We start from the raw sequence: 7,188 nt of genomic DNA on the forward strand, positions 1-7,188 counted from the left end.
GGGATAGGCTTGCGCCGTTAAAACCGACCTAAATCGGTTTTATTCCGCCTTCGCGGAAACGATGGTTCTCCTCTGAGGTTTCTAAACATCGGAGGCCGTAGCCGCCGTGTTGTTTACTGATGAATAAATTATCACTCACCCAAAGTACAGACCAAGACAAGTGCCTTTACACGTCTCTCTCCTTTCCCCTGCGCGACATCGCACCGAAATGAAGCTGAGATCCGCATAAAAGCAGTGTAAACTTGGAATTATTATTCTTGTCAAATATCTCTAGGTATTGGATCACTGCTGGCAATGTATCATTTGGGTTGCGTTGATTTTGGATTGCATTCTTAATCTTGGTTCAGTTGTTTGGCTGTAAGAATGAACAAATTATTGACTTCCCATTCCACTTTATTGTAAAGTTTTATTCATTCATTAGAGATAAATAAAACATTAATTTACATATATGTCTTTCCCGATTCGTTCTTTTCTGTGGCTCTTTTGAGCACTGCCGTACTCCACGCCTATGCCGCCACCCCCGCCGAAATGGCCGAACAAGCCGCTCGGCAGCAGCAAGAGCAACTCATCCGAGAGCAGCAACGACAACAACAATTTCAGCAGCAAATGCAGCCGGGTGTGGATGGACGGCTGGATGAATCGGTGGTTCAAAAGCAAAGCAGGGTTTGCCGCAAAACGAGCAACCCTGTTTTGCTATTCAAGACATTACCTTAACCGGCGATGCGGCTGGTCAATTTCAATTTGCGCTACGCCATGCGATGAAGCAATCGGGCTTTCAGCCAGGTATGTGTTTGGGGGCATTGGGTGTCAACCACATGATGACGTTAGCCCAAAATGCGGTGATTGATCGAGGTTACACCACCACCCGCATATTGGCCGCTCCTCAGGATTTAAAGTCCGGTCATTTGGTGTTCACGGTGATTCCAGGGCGCATTCATGCATTGCGTTACGATACCCGCAATGCCGAGGCCACTCATGTGGGTCGCATCATGGCGTTTGACAACAAATTCCCGGCCAAAGCTGGGGATATTTTAAATCTGCGCGATTTAGAGCAAGGTTTAGAAAACCTTAAGCGCAACCCCACGGCGGAAGCGGACATCAGCATAGAGCCGGCTGAAGCGCCGAATGAGAGCGATGTGGTCATCCGTTGGCAGCAACGGCTAATTCCTTGGCGCGTGGCTTTGAATGTAGACGATTCAGGCAGCCGATCGACGGGCAAATATCAGGCTGGCATCACCTTGGCGGGCGACAACCCATTGGGCTTAAGCGATTTGTTTTATGTGAATTACACCCAAGACTTGGGCACCAAAGACCGACTCACTGATTCGACCGGCCAGCGCACGGACAGCAGTACCCGCAGCTATGCACTGCATTATTCGGTACCAATCGGTAATTGGTTACTGGCCGTTAACCACAACTATTATCGGTACCACCAAGCCATTGCGGGTTTAAATGAAAATTACGATTATAACGGTGACAGCAGCAACACCGATTTAGGGTTGACGCGTTTGTTGTATCGTGACGCCCACCGCAGGACCAATCTCACCGCCAAGCTGTGGAAACGGGAATCACACAACTACATCAATGATGCACAGCTGGACATTCAGCATCGCCGCACCGCCGGTTGGGCTGCCAACATAGAACACAAAGAATATTTGGGCAATAGCCTACAAAACAGGGAGGATGATTGGACCAATGAGTGAGTTAGAATTTTATCAATTTAGAAAAGATAATAATTTATTATCAGTCCATCTTTCGGTTCCAGATAGTTATTTATCAGTTTGTTGTGACCAAAACTACTCTAGAAAAGACGTTAAGTTCTCTATTGATTAAATTTGAAAAAATGAACCGTATGCTTATTTATTAAATTTAATAGGATGTATTAATCTCTTGTCTAAAAATATATCCACTCCTAGGTCTGATCTGCCATCATTTTATTAATATTGAGTTTCGATATAAAGAGTACTCCATTTCTATTTCTAAAAATGGAGTTCAATTACTAACGAACCTGTAATATTTTTTGTTCAAGTTCTTAATTTTCTTTCCTTATTTTAATAGCTTCTTCAATCCAACTATCAATATTATCTTCAATATACTCATAAACAAATTTACTAGTTGAGTATGGTGGGTCATAAGCTTTAGCAATTTCAGATAGTTTTTTTCCGGTAGGTACATGTTTTATGTACTCTAAAGGATTTCGTCCTTTATCTGATTGTTCACCTTGTGAATTTTTTAGGTTATGAATGTAAATTACTACAACACCCTTTCCTTTTTCCCAAGATTCAACGATCTCATGATTAATCCATTTTCTATTAGCTGTATCCTTACCAGCAAGAATAACTGTGCAAGTTCTCCCCACCATTTGATCAGATATCCATTTTTTAATTTGCGTATCACCACCACCCACGATTGTTTCCCAATCATTATCCTTGGCTGGTTGATTGCCCTCAATTACGCCAATATTCCGTACTTGAGATACTCTCCAATTATCAGGTTGATAATGAAAACTAAAAAATACTTTTCTAGCCATAAACTTTCTCCAATTTAAATTAACTTAATTACATCATGAATTTTTGATAACAACTTATTTGGTTCATTTACTTCTTCATTTAGTTTTTCAAAAGCTTCTCGAAATTTTGGTGTGGAATCTGGGTAATATTGATCGAAGTCAGTAGTTATTTGATTAAATAATTCTTTTGCCTTATATCCACTCGCACCAATTGGTATTAGCTTTAAACCTAATTCATGTGCTATTTGAAATTCTTCATCCATGCCATCTGCCAAAACAATAGTTTGTTTGCCTGATTCAGGATCTGTGATAATTTTATTTCCCATAAAGAAAAGAACAATTCCTGTCTGACTCAATAAATCTTTTCTCCATACTGTCCAAATGTTTTTTCTTTCTGTAGGATCAGCTACGAATTGAGGAAATACCTTCATTGTTAAATAGTCATCAATTTTTGTATATTTTCTATTATAGATTTCTTTAATTGCACCACTAATAAATGCATTACCAATACCCAAGCCTAAACCTGATGTAATTTTAAAACCTTCTTGGATTAGAACTTCACCTAGTTTTGATAGAAAAAATTCCGTTTCGGTTTGATCCCATGGACTAAAATCATGGGCACTACCTGATAAGAATACATTTTTACATCGAAATTTTTTTGTAATTTCTTCTAATATACGAGTGATATCATTCCACGAGTCAATTAATACAACTTTTATACTAAAACGAGCAAGGTCTTTAATAACAAACTGTTGCTTTAAAAGATTATATGAACAATCTTCATCATTACTGTAGTCGGCACGATTAACTTTTCTAAAAATACAATAATGTTGTCTTTGATTTTGTTGAAAATGAATTCGGATTCTGCTTAGAATATAATCTAAATTTGGATCATTAAAGCTAAACCCTAAGAAAAGAAAAGTTTTTGAAACCAAATCTCCTGACAAAGCTGTTACGAATGGTGCAAAGTGCAACGGATATGATTCGTATTGATCTTTAGTAATGATTGCTTGATCAGGAAGACTTGCATCACCATGCATTTTATAGACAATGGCGGAACGTCCCTTCTTAGTTTGAGATAAATGATTTTTAGTAAATTTTTTATCTGCTATTTTACCTTCATTATCTAAAGATTTTTCTATTAGATCATCATAGTTAGTTGTCCAATAGGTTGATATGGGTAACTTCGCTAAAATCTTATGATTAGTTGTCGGTTCTCGAGCTATACCAACTTCATCGATTAACCTTTCAGTTAATCTGCTACGACCATGATTTTCATTGACGTAATACTGGGCTAAGGAAACTAAGTCAGTTTCTTTATCGATATCTAAATTTAATTCAATAGATAAGGGGCGTAAGAGTTCTTTCCAATTTACATACCCCGCAGGGGCTGATAGACCAGCACCTGCAAATATTGCAAAATTATTTTCTTCTAATTCTTGTACAATACGATCGATCATAATTTTTTGTTCATGGTCGAACATAAGCATCTCGATATAATTAACTTTAAGAATATAGTGTAATGACCTAGCACTTTCTGCGCAAGTCACAAGCTTAATGCATAGACCTCAGCTGGGGTTTTCATGCCCAGTGCTTGTCGAGGTCTGACTTTATTGTAAAACTGTATCAAATCACTTAACACCCAATTAGCATGCTGCAAGCTTTCAAAGCTGTGGCGGTGCACACATTGCTCTTTGATCGTTCGGATCAAGCGTTCCACCATTCCATTTTGCTGAGGGCAATGTGGGTAATGAATTCCTGCTGTAACGCATAGCTTTTGACCAATGCGGTGTATTTCCGACCGGTAAACACCAAACCATTCATTATTTGAACGCAGCAAGACTTTGACCAAGCAGCGATAGCGGTTAATCAAAGCGTGTTCCAGTGCACTGACAGCAGTGCTGGCTTTACCTGTTTTGGAAAGCTGCCAACCCAATAATTCACAGGTATCGCAGTCCATTACCAAAGCCAGACTTAGCCAACCATCTTGACCGCCCCAAACCAGACACAAATCGGTAGACCAACGCTGATTTATCTCTTGAGCTTTAGATGGCACCGCTTGAATGCACGGTCTGCGGCCTATAGAACACTTGCGGAATTTCCAACCTTTCAATTGAAACACCCGCTGCACCGTGTTCTTATTCATGCCCAGTAAAGCAGCAACCGTCCTGTAACCAAACGATGGATCTGCCTCAATCAATTGCTTGATTAGCTCGGCATAACAGGCTTTTACCACTGCTGATTTTTTGTGTGGTCGATAATAAATTGAATGGCGAGCCACACCAAACCAAGCACACAAACGGCTCAGACTCACTTCCAGGCAATCAGCTTGAAACTGCTCGTACAAGCGTCGAATCAGTTCTCGTGCCGCTCCAACTACTCCGCCAGCCTTTTTCGCACACTTTAACTCCAACATCGCTTCGCCATAAGCGGCCTGTAATTGGCTGATTTGTTTTTCATACTGCTGGCGTAAATCCTGCGGCTTGACCCGTAGTGCATTCTCCATGCCGAGCGCGCCGCCAAACTTACCTCCTCCCCGCAGTACGGGCAAGGCATTGGTTGGCCCACTTGGTAGATTCTGGCTTTATCGGGTCGGGGACTGCTGGGTAATTTGTGATATTCAGGATGGTGCTTTACGCGTATTGGTAGTGCAGGTTGGCAACCGTCGCGAAATTTACCGGTAAAGAGACTGGCCGTCTTCTCCGCCCTAAAGAACGGGTTCTGCGGCATTTTCTGATGCATTATTGATTGCTGTTGATAAAGCGCCGTATGGGCGCTTTTATTGAATATTTATCGTGTTGGATCATTAGCCCGATGCTGGTCAAGGTTTTGTGATTTACGTAAATCTTGAGTTGTACTATCAAATATTTGCTGAGCCTTGGTGCTGAAGTTAGCCTGGTCAACTTCTTTGGCCAGCTTGCCAACAATCTTGGCTTCAGTCTTGTGGCCCAATTTATAAAGCTCTTTGGCAATCAAACCATATTCACTGACGATGATCCCACGGGTTTGCATGGCTTCCTTCAGGAAAAGATGCTTGGGGCGTTCGTTCTGCACCAATGCCTCAATAAGTTCTTTGGCTTGTCGTTTATGCACCTCCCCAACAAAACCTCGACGTTGCATGGCCTTAAGAACGCTATTCTCATGTGGCGTAATGCCACGGTGCTGGCGACGTGTTGCCGCACAGGCGACACCCTCCTCGCGCAGCTTTTCGGCAAACCGAACACGCCACTCAAAGAGATCATTTTTTCGTGGATTTATCCGATGGCCATATTCATCGCGCATCAATACGCATAGGTGAACATGCGGATGAGCCGGCTCATTGGGCCTATCACGATCAGTGTGCAAGGCAAAAACATATTGATGGCCAGCAAATTGCTCTTGGGCAAATTTACGGGCAGCATTATTCACCGCATCCGGCGGAGTATGTGCCGGCATGGATAACACCACGTTAATCGCTTCACGATATTTGCTGGCTTCAGGTATGCCTAACTTTTTCCAATGCTTAGTCAATCCATTGATGTCTTTTTTGCCGCGCAGAATTTCGCCATCTTGATTCTCAATCTCTAGTTCACCATTACGGCTGATGTAACTTAGATGATTGCGCACCCCTTTCAAACCGGTACTATTCCCACTCTTGCGCCTGGGTATTTTGACCATTACTTCTGGCTGTTTTAAGGCGGCTGCACGAAGGTTGGCCAAACCACAGCCGGGTTTTAATGGATATTTGGATTGACGATTGCCAAACGAAAGGCTGGCAGAGGATTTTCCTTTGACAGCCCGTGTTTTGTAGCCCAGCAACCAATCATCAATATTGGATTGTAAACTCATTCAAACCTCTTTTTATTGGCTAGCAGTAGATTGCCCACCACGTCGGTATGCTTCTCAATGATGATGCGTAGCTGGCGTATTTCTTCGGTGGTGAGGCTGGCGGACTCGCCAGCATTCAATTGCCGAGCAATCTGGTTTAAATTGCGACCAATGCGCAGTAATTGATAATTCGATTGATACAACGCTTCCGCCTCTTTGTCGGATAGCGTTGGGTGGCCATTGATGTAATGGCGCAAGATACTCACCACAAACGCATTGGCAGACATGGACTGCTGCTGTGCCGCTGTCCTGATGTATTGGTAGTCCTGTGAAAGTAATCGCACTTCAAGGCGGTATTTGTCTGCTTCAGTGTCTAAATCATCAACTGAAGTAGGTATGTTGTTACCCGCTTGTGTATCAAGCTGTGCCAGTAAAAGTGTTTTGGCCAAGAGTGATACGCTGTTTTTTCCAAAACGCTGCATGGCCATTTCTTTCAGGCTGGAAACATCGCCATCAGAAAGACCAAATACGCGAATAGTGGCATATAGGCTCCTTTCAGGCAGCCTAGCCGCCTGAATTGTGTTCAACGATCAATACCGGCATCCTCAAGCGCCGGTGCTGCCTTTGGAAGGTCAACCGCCTGAGCAGCCGCCTTCACTTCGTTCTCATAGAAAATGGCTTGGGCTTCCATCCGCATTTCCGGCGGCAGCTTGGCCGTGATTTTTTCCATGCCGTATTCACGCACTTGGCGCATCTGGCACTCTGGTGTCGTCAATAGATAGTTTTGACCAAGGTAGTTTTCTTTGGCCCGACGTAGCCGACCTTCTGCCGAAATGGCATCTTGTGGCTGAGGTGTTTGTGTTGGCACAGTT

The 7,188-nt window shown here is 42.7% G+C and carries 9 protein-coding genes; 3 read left to right on the forward strand and 6 right to left on the reverse strand.

The window, feature by feature from the left end:
• Window positions 1–483 precede the first annotated feature (483 nt).
• Window positions 484–714 (forward strand): hypothetical protein, encoded by a 231-nt coding sequence (locus tag A2F46_RS11175; RefSeq protein ID WP_066570495.1) that lies wholly within the window; start codon window positions 484–486, stop codon window positions 712–714.
• Window positions 666–1,703 (forward strand): ShlB/FhaC/HecB family hemolysin secretion/activation protein, encoded by a 1,038-nt coding sequence (locus tag A2F46_RS11180; protein ID WP_066570498.1) that lies wholly within the window; start codon window positions 666–668, stop codon window positions 1,701–1,703. The genes A2F46_RS11175 and A2F46_RS11180 overlap by 49 nt, the downstream gene beginning before the upstream one ends.
• Window positions 1,704–2,032: 329 nt before the next feature.
• On the opposite strand, the gene A2F46_RS11185 is transcribed toward A2F46_RS11180, so the two are convergent.
• From A2F46_RS11185 to A2F46_RS11195, 3 genes are all read right to left on the reverse strand, one after another.
• Window positions 2,033–2,530 carry a TIR domain-containing protein gene (locus A2F46_RS11185; protein ID WP_066570501.1) on the reverse strand — a complete coding sequence of 166 codons (498 nt, stop codon included), beginning with the start codon at window positions 2,528–2,530 and terminating at the stop codon, window positions 2,033–2,035.
• Between the two features lie 14 nt (window positions 2,531–2,544).
• Window positions 2,545–3,969: an SIR2 family protein gene (locus A2F46_RS11190; protein WP_066570508.1), complete on the reverse strand. Its 1,425-nt coding sequence runs from the start codon at window positions 3,967–3,969 to the stop codon at window positions 2,545–2,547.
• Between the two features lie 86 nt (window positions 3,970–4,055).
• Window positions 4,056–5,015: an IS3 family transposase gene (locus A2F46_RS11195; protein WP_197457653.1), complete on the reverse strand. Its 960-nt coding sequence runs from the start codon at window positions 5,013–5,015 to the stop codon at window positions 4,056–4,058.
• On the opposite strand from A2F46_RS11195, the gene A2F46_RS13505 reads away from it, so the two are divergent.
• Entirely contained in the window at window positions 5,014–5,193 is a 180-nt protein-coding gene (locus tag A2F46_RS13505) for a type II toxin-antitoxin system RelE/ParE family toxin (RefSeq protein ID WP_082783680.1), read from the forward strand. The two genes, A2F46_RS11195 and A2F46_RS13505, sit on opposite strands and share 2 nt — an antisense overlap.
• Window positions 5,194–5,299: 106 nt before the next feature.
• Here A2F46_RS13505 and A2F46_RS11200 read toward each other — a convergent pair whose 3' ends face one another.
• The 3 genes from A2F46_RS11200 to A2F46_RS12685 form a co-directional block, all read right to left on the reverse strand.
• Complete coding sequence (locus A2F46_RS11200) at window positions 5,300–6,337, reverse strand: relaxase/mobilization nuclease domain-containing protein (protein WP_066570503.1); 1,038 nt, start codon at window positions 6,335–6,337, stop codon at window positions 5,300–5,302.
• Complete coding sequence (gene mobC, locus A2F46_RS11205) at window positions 6,334–6,903, reverse strand: plasmid mobilization relaxosome protein MobC (RefSeq protein WP_066570505.1); 570 nt, start codon at window positions 6,901–6,903, stop codon at window positions 6,334–6,336. Before mobC ends, A2F46_RS11200 begins: the two co-directional genes overlap by 4 nt.
• On the reverse strand, window positions 6,900–7,188 hold a 289-nt coding region (locus A2F46_RS12685; RefSeq protein ID WP_197457654.1), incomplete at its 5' end, for a hypothetical protein. The genes mobC and A2F46_RS12685, both read right to left, overlap by 4 nt.

It is taken from the genome of Snodgrassella sp. CFCC 13594, from assembly GCF_001590725.1.
Taxonomy (GTDB): domain Bacteria; phylum Pseudomonadota; class Gammaproteobacteria; order Burkholderiales; family Neisseriaceae; genus Snodgrassella.

Excerpts from the sequence above, each read along its gene's own strand:
- A2F46_RS11185 (WP_066570501.1), bottom strand. The coding sequence starts at position 2,530 with ATGGCTAGAAAAGTATTTTTTAGTTTTCATTATCAACCTGATAATTGG.
- A2F46_RS11190 (WP_066570508.1), bottom strand. The coding sequence starts at position 3,969 with ATGATCGATCGTATTGTACAAGAATTAGAAGAAAATAATTTTGCAATA.
- A2F46_RS13505 (WP_082783680.1), top strand. The coding sequence starts at position 5,014 with ATGCCGAGCGCGCCGCCAAACTTACCTCCTCCCCGCAGTACGGGCAAG.
- A2F46_RS11195 (WP_197457653.1), bottom strand. The coding sequence starts at position 5,015 with ATGGAGAATGCACTACGGGTCAAGCCGCAGGATTTACGCCAGCAGTAT.
- A2F46_RS11200 (WP_066570503.1), bottom strand. The coding sequence starts at position 6,337 with ATGAGTTTACAATCCAATATTGATGATTGGTTGCTGGGCTACAAAACA.